Below are 13,760 nucleotides of genomic sequence, written 5' to 3' on the forward strand. Positions count from 1 at the left end.
AGCACCCGCTCCGTCTCCCTTGATGAGAGCGTTCAGGATCATCGTGACCCCGAGAACACTCTGGGTTGAGGTTTCCGGCCCTTGCCGGAAAGTCCCCGTCGATTGATCGGGGCGGCGTCCGCCCCGATCGGTCTTAAACTTCAATCAGGGCAAAAAACTGCCCCTTACAGGTTTCAGCCCTTGAGGACTTCAACCAATGTCTTGCCGAGCTGCGCCGGTGATGGCGAAACCCGGATGCCTGCCGCTTCCATGGCAGCAATCTTGTCTTCCGCGCCGCCCTTGCCGCCTGAAATAACCGCGCCAGCATGGCCCATAGTGCGTCCGGGAGGAGCCGTACGTCCGGCGATGAAACCAGCCATTGGCTTCTTGCGGCCGCGCTTGGCTTCGTCAGCGATGAACTGCGCTGCATCTTCCTCGGCCGAACCACCGATTTCACCGATCATGATGATCGACTTGGTCGCTTCGTCAGCAAGGAACATTTCCAGGATGTCGATGAATTCGGTGCCCTTTACGGGATCGCCGCCGATACCGACTGCCGTTGTCTGGCCAAGGCCTGCATTTGTTGTCTGGAACACTGCTTCATAAGTAAGTGTGCCGGAGCGGGATACAACACCCACCGAACCCTTCTGGAAGATGTTGCCCGGCATGATGCCGATCTTGCATTCTTCAGGAGTGAGAACACCCGGGCAGTTCGGGCCGATCAGGCGCGATGTGGAACGGTCGAGGCGGGCCTTTACGCGAACCATGTCGATGACCGGGATGCCCTCGGTAATGCAGATGATCAGCGGGATTTCCGCGTCAATCGCCTCGATGATGGCTTCAGCGGCACCTGCTGGCGGCACGTAGATGACCGAAGCATTGGCGCCGGTACGGTCCTTGCCTTCGGCAACCGAAGCGAAGATCGGCAGTTGGGCGCCAGCGCCGGTCGGCAGCTTGCCTTCCCAGGTCTCGCCGCCCTTTTTCGGGTGGATACCACCAACCATCTGGGTACCGTAATAGGCCAAGGCCTGTTCGGTGTGGAATGTTCCGGTCTTGCCGGTCAGGCCCTGAACGAGGACCTTGGTGTCTTTGTTGACGAGAATGGACATACGAGACCTTTTCTATTGGTGATCGACAGACGGAGTGCGGCGGTAAACACCGCTCACGACGTCCTGCCAGATGTCGCTTCCGGCTGGTGCAAATTCTATGCGCAACCGGAACCGGTCTTGATCTTCGAATTGATAGCGGCTGCGGGCCCTGCCGCGCGGTGACGACTTTTCCAGAACCAGTTCGTTGCCGGACCATGCGCCCGTCGCCGGAGCGGGCGGAACAAAGCCGACAGTGTCGAACTGATAAAATTTGTAGCTGCCTTCATTGGCATCGAAACCGAAAATGTTGCGGGCTTCAAATGCCGTCTGGCCATCGCGAACCTGACGATAGGTCTGGTTCAGGAACAATCCGCCGAGGTCAAGCTCGGCGGAAAGATATCCCTTGGCCACCCCGGCACTGGTCCAGGGTGTGGCCGCAACCTGCTCTTCGCCTTCAAACGAACCCGCAAGGGCTTGAAGGCGTTGATGCTCCGGTCGAAGGGGCGATGGTGTCGTCATCGGCTTGGCCTTAACCCTTGACTGCCTTGACGATTTTCTGTGCCGCATCGTCGAGATCATCGGCGGAAACGACGTTGAGGCCGCTTTCATTGATGATCTTCTTGCCGAGCTCGGCATTGGTGCCTTCAAGACGGACAACCAGTGGAACCTTCAGGCCCACTTCCTTGACCGCAGCGATCACACCTTCAGCAATCACATCACACTTCATGATGCCGCCGAAAATGTTGATCAGGATACCTTCAACCGCAGGATCGGCGGTGATGATCTTGAACGCAGCCGTCACTTTCTCCTTGCTGGCGCCGCCGCCAACATCGAGGAAGTTTGCAGGCTCAGCACCATACAGCTTGATAATGTCCATGGTTGCCATGGCAAGACCGGCACCATTGACCATGCAGCCAATATTGCCGTCGAGCGCCACATAGGCGAGATCATACTTGGATGCCTCGATTTCCTTGGCATCTTCTTCCGTGGTGTCGCGCAGCTCGACCACATCCGGATGGCGGAACAGGGCATTGCCGTCGAAGGAAACCTTGGCATCGAGAACGCGCAGACGGCCATCTTTCATGACGATCAGCGGATTGACCTCGAGCAGGCTCATGTCCTTCTCGGTAAAGGCCTTGTACAGGATCGGGAACAGCGATTCGCCGTCCTTGCGGGCTTCGCCCGTCAGGCCGTAAGCATCGCTGATCGTTGTGATATCCTCTGCCGTAACGCCCTTGTCCGGATCAATCGCCACAGTGATGATCTTTTCCGGTGTGTCATGCGCCACAGCCTCGATATCCATGCCGCCTTCCGTGGAAACCACGAAAGCCGGACGGCCGACCGTACGGTCAACGAGGATCGAGAGATAAAGCTCGCGGTCAATGTCCGCGCCATCTTCGATATAAAGGCGATTGACCTGCTTGCCGGCTGGACCGGTCTGCTTGGTGACGAGTGTGTTGCCCAGCATTTCCTTGGCGTTGGCAACAACTTCCTCGACCGAGCGCGACAGGCGGACACCGCCCTTGGCGTCCGGGCCGAGTTCCTTGAACTTGCCCTTGCCGCGGCCGCCCGCATGAATCTGGCTCTTCACCACATAAAGCGGACCCGGCAGCGTCTTTGCCCACTCTTCCGCCTGTTCGACGGAATAGACAGCAACGCCATTGGCAATCGGCGCACCGAAGGAGTGCAGCAGACGCTTGGCCTGATATTCGTGAATATTCATCAGTTAACTTCCTCTACGAAAAATCCGGACGCGAACGCTGGATCGTTTCAGAACGTTTCGAGCCGTCTTACTTAAGGTTCGGCGCGATTGCGATACAGGCTTCACAGAGACCGGCAACGGAAGCCACGGAGGCTTCGAACTGCTTCTCTTCTGCTTTGTTCAGGTCAATTTCGATGACGCGTTCAACGCCGCCGGCACCGATGATAACGGGCACGCCGACATACATTTCTTTGACGCCATACTGGCCGGACAGGTGCGCTGCCACCGGCAGAACGCGCTTCTTGTCCTTCAGGAAAGCTTCAGCCATCTGAACGGCAGATGATGCCGGTGCGTAGAAGGCGGAGCCGGTCTTCAGCAGGCCAACGATCTCTGCGCCGCCGTCACGGGTGCGCTGGACGATCTGGTCGAGCTTTTCCTGGCTGGTCCAGCCCATCTTGACCAGATCCGGCAGCGGAATGCCGGCAACGGTCGAATAGCGCGTCAGCGGCACCATGGAATCGCCATGGCCGCCGAGCACGAATGCGGTGACGTCTTCAACCGAAACCTTGAACTCGTCAGCAAGGAAATAACGGAAGCGGGCGCTGTCGAGGATGCCGGCCATGCCGACAACCATGTTTTTCGGCAGGCCGGAGAACTTCTGCAAAGCCCAGACCATCGCATCGAGCGGGTTGGTGATGCAGATAACGAATGCGTTGGGGGCGTATTTCTTGATGCCCGCGCCAACCTGTTCCATGACCTTGAGGTTGATACCGAGCAGATCGTCGCGGCTCATGCCGGGCTTGCGTGGTACACCTGCGGTAACGATGACCACATCTGCACCTTCGATCGCGGCATAATCATTGGCGCCGGTGAGCTTGGCGTCAAAATCGTCAACCGGTGACGACTGGGCAATATCGAGCCCTTTGCCCTGAGGCGTGCCTTCTGCGATGTCGAAGAGCACGATATCACCGAGCTCCTTGAGCCCGATCAAATGTGCCAATGTTCCACCGATCATGCCTGAACCGATGAGGGCGATTTTGTTACGTGCCATGCTGGTTACTTCCCTGATCTGAAGTCTTGACGGACGCCAAAGGACACTTACGACGTTGGGCAAAGCCAATGACCATGCACCTTTGCGTTGGGACGTTCGAATATTCCTCTTTCAAAAATAACTCAACCAAAAATTTTCCCCTCAATAAATTCAATCGTTTAGATTTGATGGGATTTACGTAAACGTCAATTGATTTTAGCTTGGGGAAGGAATTCGAGGTCATTGTTAGCATAGGCAACATATCAAAATGATGAAACCAAGGCACCCGGCTTCACAGTCATTTGATAGTCGATCACCTTCTTGGCAGCAGGCCCTCATAGAGGCGCAACAGGGAGCTGGAAAACAAATGTCCGGATGATTCTTGATTTGTCCCAAATATCAGCCCGGTATCCGCCATGGCGGGTTGATGCGATTCTTTCCGGCAAAGTAGAGAACAATTCTGTTGCCAGCCGGATCAGACAGTTCCGCTTCCCGCCAAAGCCACCTTTTATCCTCCGGTTCCGACGCGAAATTAACACCGGCAATCTTCAGCTGGCTCACCCTCTCGTCGAGATCATCCACCTCGAAATAAACCGTCGTTCCACCGCCACCGGCCTCTCCATGGGCGACCGAAAAGGTACCACCGCTATCGGGGCAAAGAAACCTGACATAGCGTGGGCGGCTGTCAACAATCGGCACGAGACCAAGCTTGCCGTAGAAAACCCACGCAGCATCCAGATCCGGCGCAGTGATTTCTACATGGTTCATTCGCATCGTGATCATCCAATCTCAACCGATGGGAGGAAAACAGCCACAGTGCGGCAGACGATTAAGCCGTGGCCTCTTTGGCGCCGCCCGCGGTTTCCGCCAGATAATCTTCGCTTTGCATTTCAAACAACCGCGATGCGGTTCGGTCGAACTCGAATGCCTCTGTACCGAGCTTGGCCTCATAAAGCTTGTCCGGTGAAGCTGCCGCTGAAATCACCACATGCACATGGTGATCGTAGAAAATATCAATGAGGATAATGAAGCGTTTGGCTTCATTGCGCCTGCCATAATCAAGGATCGGCACATCATCGATGAAGATCGTCTGGTAGCGCGAGATAATGGCGGCATAGTCCAGCGCGCCCAAGGGTTTGGAGCACAAATCGGCAAATGTGAACCGCGCCGCATGCCGCGCGGACTGCGGAACAACGACATTGCGGCCCTTCACCTTGAAACTGTCCGCGACCACCGCCGCACCATCGGTTGCGGCGTGCCAAGCGTCATCCATACGCTGCGTTGTCTCTTCACCCAGCGGCGACAAATAGACCGGCAGACGGTTGAGCTTTTCGAGCCGGTAGTCGGTGCGCGCGTCAAGATTGACGACATCGACATGGACTTTCAGCAGATCGATGAACGGCAGGAACAGCTGGCGGTTGAGCCCATCACGATAGAGATTGTCCGGTTCCACATTCGATGTTGCCACCAGAACGACACCACGCTCGAACAATGCCCGGAACAGCCGCGACAGGATCATCGCATCAGCTATATCGGTCACTGAGAATTCGTCGAAACACAACACCCAAGCCTGTTCTGCCAGGGCATCGGCCACCGGAGGAATGGGATCATCCTGCTTGGTTTCGCCGTTCTTGTGCGCCTTGCGATGAGCGTTGATGCGTTCGTGCACATCGGCCATGAAATCAAGAAAATGCGCGCGGCGCTTGCGTTTGGCCGGAACAAGCTGATGAAACATATCCATCAACATGGTCTTGCCGCGCCCGACCTCGCCATGGATATAGAGACCCTTGATCACCTCATGCTGTGGCGCGCGGCGGCTGAACAGCCAGCCCAGCGCACTGGATTTGGTGGCAAGCCGCTTTGTGGAAAGTTCACGGATCAACCGGTCAAACCGGTCAGCAAGGCGCTGTTGTGCGGGGTCCGCGTCAATATCCCCCGCTTGCACGAGCGAATCATAACGCTCGCGCACGGAGGGAAACACTTTCAGATTATCGTGCGACATGCGAACGGCAGTCTCCGGATGTGTGCGGCAGACGGGCTGTCGCCGCACACTCCCAATGTTTTGGCTTAGCGCGACAGGCTGACGTTCTGTCCGCCAGATGTCTGGCCGTCGAAGCGCGAGGACCCGGAGGAATAGAGCCGCGCAACTGTACCGCCCGCTGCATCATAGAGGGTCAGCTGTTTGCCGCTGACTGCCCACGACGACAGGTTGGCAAGTTCACCCGGGCAACGCAGCGGACCGGCACGATAGCCCTGACCGAATTTCGTTTGCGGTGTCGCGATCTTGCAGCTCTGGCCGCCGAGAGACGCATTCCACACGCCGGCAACACTGCTGGCAGTAACATCGGGCGCATTTGCTGGCGGCAGCGAGGCCACCTGCGTGCCCTGTGCGCCCGGCGCAGCGCCATTGCCGGTCGTTGGTGCAGTCGGAAACTGACTGGCACCACCGGGCGGCGGCAGCTGGCTCTGCGTCACAGATCCGGATGGCGCGGACTGCAATGGAGCCGGCCGGGGTGTGACACGGTCCATGTCATTGTCAAAGCGCGTGCTCTGGCAACCGGCCAGAACCATGCCAACAGCGGCAACGGCCAGCAAATTGACGTTCAAAGTCCCCATAGTCTTACTCTCCATCTACGCATCAAACAGAAAAAATGCGATTCGACTTGGCATTGGTAACCACGATACAAAGGATATCGCAGCCAAATTTCAACCCGCCGGGCGGCAAAACCGGCCTGTTTCCGGCCGTTCCGCAGGGCAGAAGCATCAAAAACTCCCTGAACTGGCAATATCGCCACACTATCCAGAGTCATCCCGATTGGCTGGAAGCCATAAACTTGTTCAAGTCAACCATTTTAAGGTGAATAAAGTCTTATGATGGCAATAACGCAAATGTGTGAAACTTCCCATTGAAGTTCGCCGAGCGGATGGGTATTTCTTGAGTATGACACTCATAAATAAAACACCCCAGCGAATCCGCCATGAAATCCGCATGCGCCTCCTCGATGTGCAGGAAGTCAAACACCTGACGCCCCTGATGGTGCGCATCACTTTGTCCGGCGATGAGCTGGAAGGGTTTGTCAGCCCCGGCTATGGCGATCATATCAAGATTTTCTTCCCGCCGGCAGGAAGCGGTCCGATTGTTCCGGTGGTCGGTCCTCAGGGCGCTATTTTCCCCGAAGGCCAGCCCCGCCCCGAAATGCGCGATTACACGCCGCGTTCCTATCACCCCGCGACAAAGACGCTCGATATCGATTTTGTGCTGCACGGTGATGGACCTGCCTCGTCGTGGGCAGCTCAGGCAAAACCCGGCCAGCAGATTGTCATTGGCGGCCCGCGTGGCTCCATGGTCATTCCCGATGCCTATGACTGGTATTTCCTTGCCGGCGACGAAACAGCCCTTCCCGCCATTGGCCGCCGTCTCGAAGAATTGCCTGCAACTGCCCGTGTGGTCGCGGTGATCGAAGTTGCTGACAAGTCCGAGGAACAGAATCTTGCGACCAGCGCCAAGGCCGAGATCATCTGGGTTCATCGCAACGGCGCGCAAGCCGGCAACAATGACCTTCTACTGCGCACGGTCAAAAGCCTCGCTCTCCCGGAGGGTGATTGCTATGCGTTCGTAGCCTGCGAAAGCAGCATTTCGAAATCCGTGCGTAATCATCTCGTTGAAGAACGCGGTTTCAATGGCGAATGGGTCAAGGCCGCAGGCTATTGGCTGCGCGGCATCGCCGATGCACACGAGCCACACTGATAATTCCTACAATTGCCGGGTTAATTCAGCTGGGATAGAGCAAGTTTATTTATGCGGAGCCAATCCTGTTTCCGCACGAAAAAATTTATTCTAGGGTCGCCGCCTTCCACATGAAGGAGCAGACCATGTCCTACAACACCCGTATCGTTCTGGCCTCACGTCCGCAGGGTCGTGTGAAACCGGAAAACTTCCGTATTGAGGAACAGCCCATCCCTGTGCCGGGAAATGGGGAACTGCTGCTGAAAATCCTGTTCCTGTCGCTTGATCCCTATATGCGCGGCCGCATGGACGATGCGAAATCCTACGCCGCTCCCGTCGCCATTGACGGTGTCATGGAAGGCGGCACGGTGGCCGAAGTTGTGACCAGCAATCACCCGGATTACACCGCCGGCGATATCGTTCTCTCCCATTCCGGCTGGCAGAGCTATGCCATCTCGAACGGCATTGGCCTGCGCAAACTCGACCCCAAAGCTGCGCCGCTTTCCACCGCTGTTGGTATTCTCGGCATGCCGGGTTTCACCGCCTATACCGGCCTTTTGACCATCGGCCAGCCGAAACCCGGTGAAACCGTCGTCGTCGCTGCGGCCAGCGGTCCTGTCGGTGCAACCGTTGGCCAGATCGCGCGAATCAAGGGTGCCCGCGCCGTGGGGATCGCTGGTGGACCGGATAAATGCGCTTTCATCAAAAATGAGCTCGGCTTTGACGCTGCCATCGATCACCGCGCACCGGACTTTGCCGACCAGCTCAAAGACGCCTGCCCCAACGGCATCGATGTCTATTTCGAAAATGTCGGCGGTGCAGTCTGGGATGCGGTGTTTCCACTGCTCAATCCCTTTGCCCGTGTGCCGGTTTGTGGACTGATCGCCCAGTATAACGGACTTGATTTTTCGGGGAAGGACAGACTGGCCACCACAATGCGCGCAATTCTGACCAAGAGCCTGACCATACGCGGCTTCATCCAGCGCGAATTTATCGATCAGCGCCCGGCCTTCGCCGAAGCAATGAGCGGCTGGCTGCGCAGTGGCGAGGTGAAATACCGCGAAGATATTGTCGATGGTCTTGCCAATGCGCCTGAAGCGTTCATGGGTCTGCTCGAGGGGCGCAATTTCGGCAAGCTGGTGATCAAGGTGGCCTGATTGGCGGCCAGCGCGCGCCAATGACGCAGCTTTGACTGGCCTTTGCAGCGCCTGGCACTGGCAATTCTTCACCTTTTCCGCCATATAAGCCCTCTATTGACATAAAAACGGCAATACAGGCTGACGGAAGCATGGCAGAGCGCGCGCAATTTGCAAAGATGAACGGGCTTGGCAACGAAATCATCGTTGCCGACATGCGTGGCCGTGGGGATCATATTGTTCCCGCTGCTGCCATTGCGCTGGATCACGACCCCGCCACCAAATTCGACCAGATCATGGCCATCCATGCGCCGCGCCGCCCTGATACCGAGGCGTTTATCGAGATCATCAATTCCGATGGCACGCAGGCCCAGACCTGCGGCAATGGCATGCGCTGCGTGGTGCAGGCACTGGCCGCGGAAACCGGCAAGCGTGAATTCACCTTTGAAACCATCGCCGGAATTCTCACTGCCCACGAGCATCCCGACGGCTTGATCTCCGTCGATATGGGCAAGCCGCGCTTTGACTGGCAGGATATTCCGCTTGCCGAAGCTTTCCATGACACACGCCAGATCGAATTGCAGATCGGGCCCATCGATGCGCCGGTGCTGCATTCGCCATCCGTCGTCAGCATGGGAAATCCACATGCGATCTTCTGGGTCGATCAAGATGTCTGGACCTATGATCTCGAACGGTTTGGTCCGCTGCTGGAAAACCATCCGATTTTCCCCGAACGCGCCAATATCTCCATTGCCCATGTAACCAGCCGCAACGCGATCACCCTGCGCACGTGGGAACGCGGCGCTGGCCTGACCCGCGCTTGCGGCTCGGCTGCCTGTGCGTCGGCCGTTTCCGCTGCCCGTACGGGCCGCACCGAACGTGCCGTCACTGTAACCGTTCCCGGTGGTCCGCTGGTCATCGAATGGCTCGAGAACGACCATGTCCTGATGACCGGCCCGGCTGAATGGGAATTTTCCGGCTCGTTTGATCCCGCGACCGGTGCTTGGCAGCGCGACGAGACGGCACCTTCGCAGGGAGTTGCCTGATGGCGGTTGATGTCGTCACCTTTGGCTGCCGCCTCAACACCTACGAATCCGAGGTGATGAAGCGCGAGGCCGACGCTGCTGGACTCGGTACTTTGGAAAATGGCGCGATCATCTTCAACACCTGTGCTGTCACCAGCGAGGCCGTACGGCAGGCACGGCAGGCGATCCGCAAGGCGCGCCGCGACAATCCGCAGGCGCGCATTATCGTAACCGGCTGCGCCGCTCAAACCGGGGCCGATGAATTTGCCGCGATGGACGAGGTCGATCTTGTTCTCGGCAACGAGGAAAAGCTGAAATCCAACTCTTACCGCATGCTGCCGGATTTCGGCGTCAACCAGTTCGAGAAGGTGCGCGTCAACGACATTATGGAAGTGCGCGAAACCGCCTCCCATATGGTCGATGCCATCGAGGGACGGGCCCGCGCCTTTGTGCAGGTGCAAAATGGCTGTGACCATCGCTGCACCTTCTGCATTATCCCTTACGGCCGCGGCAATTCCCGCTCCGTGCCGATGGGCGGCGTGGTCGATCAGGTCAAGCGACTGGTCGGCAATGGCTATAACGAAGTCGTTCTGACCGGCGTTGACATGACCAGCTATGGTCCTGATCTGCCGGGCGCCCTTCGTCTTGGCAAACTGGTAAAGACCGTGCTCGGCCAGGTGCCGGATCTGAAACGCCTGCGCCTGTCATCCATCGATTCCATCGAAGCCGATGACGATTTGATGGAGGCGCTTGCCACTGAGAACCGCCTGATGCCGCATCTGCATCTCTCATTGCAGTCCGGCGACAACATGATCTTGAAGCGTATGAAGCGCCGCCATTTGCGCGAAAACTCCATCGAATTCTGTGAAAATGTTCGCAATATCCGGCCCGATATTGTGTTCGGCGCCGATATCATTGCCGGTTTCCCCACCGAGACCGATGAGATGTTCGAAAACTCCCTCCGCATTGTCGAAGAATGTGGATTGACCCATCTGCACGTCTTTCCCTTCAGCCCGCGTGAAGGCACACCCGCCGCGCGCATGCCGCAGGTGAATCGCCAGATCGTCAAGGCCCGCGCCGCCCGGCTGCGCGCGGCGGGTGATGCGGCGTATCGCGTTCATCTGGACCGTCTTGTTGGCACGACTCAGAAAATTCTGGTCGAACGCGAAGGTCTTGGCCGCTCGGAAGGTTTTACTCTCGTTGGCATCGATGGCGGTGTGCCTGGCGAAATCATTGAACGGCCGATCAGCGGACATGACGGCGACAAGCTGCTGGCCGCTCACCGCGACCGGCGCGCAGCGTAAACAGAACAAGCAAAGCAGCATTCATGGCTCTGGGTTTTATCAAAAAGATATTTTCTTTCGGCAAGAAGACTGTCGAAGAGGTACCTGCGGAAACGCCGGTGCCAGCACTGGAAGCACCAGCGCTGGAAGCGCTGGTCCAGCCGACAACCGAGCAGGTCTATGAGGATACAACTGCGCAGGAAGCCCTGCCTATTGCCTCTGATGAGCAAATCACCCCCCCTCCCCGATGCGGATGCATCGACCCTCCCCACTTTGGGGGAGGGTGAAAGTGCCAAGCCGACCAATATAGAACAACCGGCAGAACCGGAAATTCTCGTTGAAGCAGCACCTATTGTTGTTGCGCCAATCATTGAAGAACCAAGGGCTGAGCTATCGGAGATTGGCTCCACCCTCCCCCCCACGTGGGGAGGGTCGGACCGAAGGGCCGGGGTGGGGGGAAGACAAACCTCAAACACCTGAACTTGAAGCTGACCATCCGATTACAGAAGAAGCCCCCCTTCCCGATGCTGACGCATTGACCCTCCCCACGTTGCGGGAGGGTGAAAGTGCCAAGCCGACCAATATAGAACAACCGGTAGAACCGGAAATTCCCGTTGACGCAGCGCCGGATGTTGTTGAGCCGATCACTGAAGAGCCAACGGCTGAGCTATCGGAGATTGGCTCCACCCTCCCCCCGCGTGGGGAGGGTCGGACCGAAGGGCCGGGGTGGGGGGGAGATTGCATCTCGACCACCTGAACCTGAAGCTGACCGTTCGATTGCGGAAGAAGCCCCCCTCCCCGATGCTAACGCATCGACCCTCCCCACGTTGGGGGAGGGTGAAGGCGCCAAGCCGACCAACATAGAAAAGTCGGCAGACCCAACATTGGCTGAGCCGGAACCAGTTATTCCCCCGGTCGAAGAAGAATTGCCCATTCCGGTGAACATTGCCGAAGAGCCGTTCGAGCAGACACTCTCGGAAGTTCTGACACCACCGGTACATGTGCAGGAACCCGTCATTGATGTTCCTGTGCCGGTCGAGCCGGTTGCTCCTGCCAAGCCTGCCTCGTCAAAAGTAACAGTCACCAGGACAGTCGAGGAAAAGCGGGCGGCAGAGCCTGCTGCGCCCGAACCCGAAAAGCGCCTCTCCTGGTTTGAACGCCTGCGCAAGGGTCTGTCGCGCTCTTCGCAGCAATTGGGTGATTCCATCGGCGGCATCTTTACCCGCCGCAAGCTCGATGAAGACACACTGCAGGACCTCGAAGATGTGCTGATCCAGGCCGATCTCGGCATGGAAACCGCAATTCGTATCACCGGCACGCTAAGCGCCACCCGCTATGGCAAGGATATCAGCTCGGAAGAAGTCCGCACCATCATGGCGACCGAAATCGAGAAAGTGCTCGCGCCCGTCGCCAAGCCGCTGGAACTTGACCTGTCGCACAAACCGCATGTCATCCTTGTCGTCGGCGTCAACGGCACCGGCAAGACCACCACCATCGGCAAGCTCGCTGCCAAGCTCACCGCTGGCGGCCTCAGCGTCATGCTGGCCGCAGGCGACACGTTCCGCGCCGCTGCAATCGAACAGTTGCATATCTGGGGTCAGCGCACAGGTGCACCGGTTGTTTCCTCAAAGCTCGGCGCCGACGCCGCAGGTCTCGCCTTTGATGCTTGGCAACAGGCCAAGGAAGCGGGAAGCGACGTTCTGATCATCGACACCGCCGGACGATTGCAAAACCGCACCGAACTGATGGATGAGCTTGCCAAGATCGTCCGCGTACTCGGCAAGAATGATCCGGAAGCACCGCACACGGTGCTTCAGACACTCGATGCCACCACCGGGCAGAACGCGCTCAATCAGGTCGAGATTTTCAAGAACATCGCAGGCGTCAATGGTCTTGTCATGACCAAGCTTGACGGGACGGCGCGCGGTGGCATTCTCGTTGCCATTTCGGCCAAGCACAAATTACCCGTCTATTTCATCGGGGTAGGCGAGCAGGTCGAAGATCTCGAGCCCTTCGCCGCCAAAGATTTTGCCAAAGCCATCGCAGGAGTTGCATGATGGACCAATCCGTATTCGAACGCGATCCATCGGACCCGGCCCACAAGACCGTCAATCCATTGCTGAAACTGGCAATCGAGATGGGCCCTCTGATGGTGTTCTTCTTTGCCAACGCCCGCGGCGAATGGCTGATCGAACGTTTTCCGGTGCTTGCCCATATCGGCGAGCCGATCTTTCTTGCCACCGCGCTGTTCATGGCCGCAACGGTGGCGGCTCTTGTCGTCTCGTGGATCATGCTGCGCAGCCTGCCGATCATGCCGCTCATATCAGGCATTGTCGTTCTGGTGTTCGGCGGATTGACGCTATGGTTGCATGACGAAAACTTCATCAAGATCAAGCCGACCATCATCAACGCCATGTTCGGCATCATCCTGCTCGGCGGTCTTTACTTCGGCAAATCATTGCTCGGTTATGTCTTTGACAGCGCCTTCAAGCTTGACGCCGACGGCTGGCGCAAGCTGACCATGCGATGGGGTATCTTCTTCCTTTTTCTTGCTGTGTTGAACGAAGTGGTCTGGCGCAGTTTTTCGACAGATTTCTGGGTCGCCTTCAAGGTTTGGGGCACCATGCCGATCACGCTACTGTTCACTTTTGCGCAGATGCCGCTGGTGATGAAACATTCGCTTGAGCCGCTCACCGGCAAAAGCAAAGACAAATAAGCGTTCTTGTTGCCACAATTGGGCTGAAAAGAATCACAATTCCAGACGGATCGCGTCGAAATCCCGCCGCGATC

Annotated in this window: 14 protein-coding genes; 7 read left to right on the forward strand and 7 right to left on the reverse strand. The window is 57.5% G+C overall.

Going from position 1 to position 13,760, the window contains the following annotated elements; genetic code table 11:
- Positions 1–173: 173 nt before the first annotated feature.
- The 7 genes from sucD to HB779_RS03980 form a co-directional block, all read right to left on the reverse strand.
- Positions 174–1,088 (reverse strand): succinate--CoA ligase subunit alpha, encoded by a 915-nt coding sequence (gene sucD, locus HB779_RS03950; RefSeq protein ID WP_188344505.1) that lies wholly within the window; start codon positions 1,086–1,088, stop codon positions 174–176.
- Positions 1,089–1,100: 12 nt separating this feature from the next.
- Positions 1,101–1,586, reverse strand: coding sequence for a DUF1579 family protein (locus tag HB779_RS03955; RefSeq protein WP_188344506.1), 486 nt, complete (start codon positions 1,584–1,586; stop codon positions 1,101–1,103).
- Between the two features lie 10 nt (positions 1,587–1,596).
- Positions 1,597–2,790 (reverse strand): ADP-forming succinate--CoA ligase subunit beta, encoded by a 1,194-nt coding sequence (gene sucC, locus HB779_RS03960; RefSeq protein ID WP_188344507.1) that lies wholly within the window; start codon positions 2,788–2,790, stop codon positions 1,597–1,599.
- Positions 2,791–2,857: 67 nt separating this feature from the next.
- Entirely contained in the window at positions 2,858–3,820 is a 963-nt protein-coding gene (mdh, locus tag HB779_RS03965; protein ID WP_188344508.1) for a malate dehydrogenase, read from the reverse strand.
- A 378-nt stretch (positions 3,821–4,198) separates the two neighbouring features.
- The gene (locus HB779_RS03970; protein ID WP_188344509.1) at positions 4,199–4,573 is read right to left on the reverse strand and encodes a VOC family protein; all 375 of its coding nucleotides are present in this window, start codon (positions 4,571–4,573) and stop codon (positions 4,199–4,201) included.
- 55 nt (positions 4,574–4,628) lie between these two features.
- Positions 4,629–5,801, reverse strand: a complete 1,173-nt coding sequence (gene zapE, locus HB779_RS03975; protein WP_188344510.1) for a cell division protein ZapE — start codon at positions 5,799–5,801, stop codon at positions 4,629–4,631.
- Between the two features lie 65 nt (positions 5,802–5,866).
- The gene (locus tag HB779_RS03980; RefSeq protein WP_188344511.1) at positions 5,867–6,415 is read right to left on the reverse strand and encodes a protease inhibitor Inh/omp19 family protein; all 549 of its coding nucleotides are present in this window, start codon (positions 6,413–6,415) and stop codon (positions 5,867–5,869) included.
- A gap of 373 nt (positions 6,416–6,788) precedes the next feature.
- Between HB779_RS03980 and HB779_RS03985 the strand changes: the two genes are divergently transcribed.
- From HB779_RS03985 to HB779_RS04015, 7 genes are all read left to right on the forward strand, one after another.
- Positions 6,789–7,547 (forward strand): siderophore-interacting protein, encoded by a 759-nt coding sequence (locus HB779_RS03985; RefSeq protein ID WP_244642460.1) that lies wholly within the window; start codon positions 6,789–6,791, stop codon positions 7,545–7,547.
- Positions 7,548–7,672: 125 nt separating this feature from the next.
- Complete coding sequence (locus HB779_RS03990; RefSeq protein WP_188344513.1) at positions 7,673–8,683, forward strand: NADP-dependent oxidoreductase; 1,011 nt, start codon at positions 7,673–7,675, stop codon at positions 8,681–8,683.
- 131 nt (positions 8,684–8,814) lie between these two features.
- Entirely contained in the window at positions 8,815–9,708 is an 894-nt protein-coding gene (gene dapF, locus HB779_RS03995; RefSeq protein WP_188344514.1) for a diaminopimelate epimerase, read from the forward strand.
- On the forward strand, positions 9,708–10,991 hold the full coding sequence (gene mtaB / locus HB779_RS04000; RefSeq protein ID WP_188344515.1) for a tRNA (N(6)-L-threonylcarbamoyladenosine(37)-C(2))-methylthiotransferase MtaB: 1,284 nt from the start codon (positions 9,708–9,710) through the stop codon (positions 10,989–10,991). The genes dapF and mtaB overlap by 1 nt, the downstream gene beginning before the upstream one ends.
- A gap of 23 nt (positions 10,992–11,014) precedes the next feature.
- On the forward strand, positions 11,015–11,257 hold the full coding sequence (locus HB779_RS04005) for a hypothetical protein (RefSeq protein WP_188346036.1): 243 nt from the start codon (positions 11,015–11,017) through the stop codon (positions 11,255–11,257).
- A gap of 342 nt (positions 11,258–11,599) precedes the next feature.
- Positions 11,600–13,027, forward strand: coding sequence for a signal recognition particle-docking protein FtsY (gene ftsY / locus HB779_RS04010; protein WP_188345764.1), 1,428 nt, complete (start codon positions 11,600–11,602; stop codon positions 13,025–13,027).
- On the forward strand, positions 13,027–13,686 hold the full coding sequence (locus HB779_RS04015; protein ID WP_188344516.1) for a septation protein A: 660 nt from the start codon (positions 13,027–13,029) through the stop codon (positions 13,684–13,686). Before ftsY ends, HB779_RS04015 begins: the two co-directional genes overlap by 1 nt.
- Positions 13,687–13,760: the final 74 nt, after the last annotated feature.

Origin of the sequence: Phyllobacterium sp. 628 (assembly GCF_014189505.1) — a bacterium.
In the GTDB taxonomy this organism is placed as follows: Bacteria; Pseudomonadota; Alphaproteobacteria; order Rhizobiales; family Rhizobiaceae; genus Phyllobacterium.